Origin of the sequence: Carboxylicivirga linearis, from assembly GCF_018271995.1 — a bacterium.
Classification (GTDB): domain Bacteria; phylum Bacteroidota; class Bacteroidia; order Bacteroidales; family Marinilabiliaceae; genus Carboxylicivirga; species Carboxylicivirga linearis.
The window spans coordinates 1-415 of record NZ_JAGUCO010000154.1; the positions used below are offsets into that span (position 1 = coordinate 1).

At 31.3% G+C, this 415-nt stretch carries 1 protein-coding gene; it reads right to left on the reverse strand.

Annotated features, from left to right (window positions below):
• Positions 1–290: hypothetical protein (locus KEM10_RS25265; protein ID WP_212221048.1), on the reverse strand; the 290-nt coding region annotated here is incomplete at its 3' end.
• Positions 291–415 lie beyond the last annotated feature (125 nt).

Here is a 415-nt window from a genome sequence, read left to right on the forward strand (position 1 = left end):
GTAAATTCTTCAGATAAAGGTTTTTGTTCAAATATCTTTTGTAAGTAGTTGTAAAAAAGAAGATGTCCCAATACGTGAGGTTTGATTGTTTTGAATAGGCAAATTTCATCTTCAATGGATTGAATGCATCCGTTCAATACTTTGTGTCTGAGTCTTTGAAGAGTAACCTGACAAATTCTGATTCCTTTATGGATATCATTCGCATTTGAAGGATTGATGATTCCTTCATTCTGAATTTCACGATCAAAGCTGTCGATGATTCTTTGGCACTGGGTATGAGATTTGTTCATAATAAGAGGGTTAGGTTAAATGAATTAGGAAATAATAATAACGTTTTTGTGTTATATAAAGGTGTATTATTATGTATTAGAGGTGTTTATTTAGATAAAGTGTTTAAAAACATCCCAACTTGGGA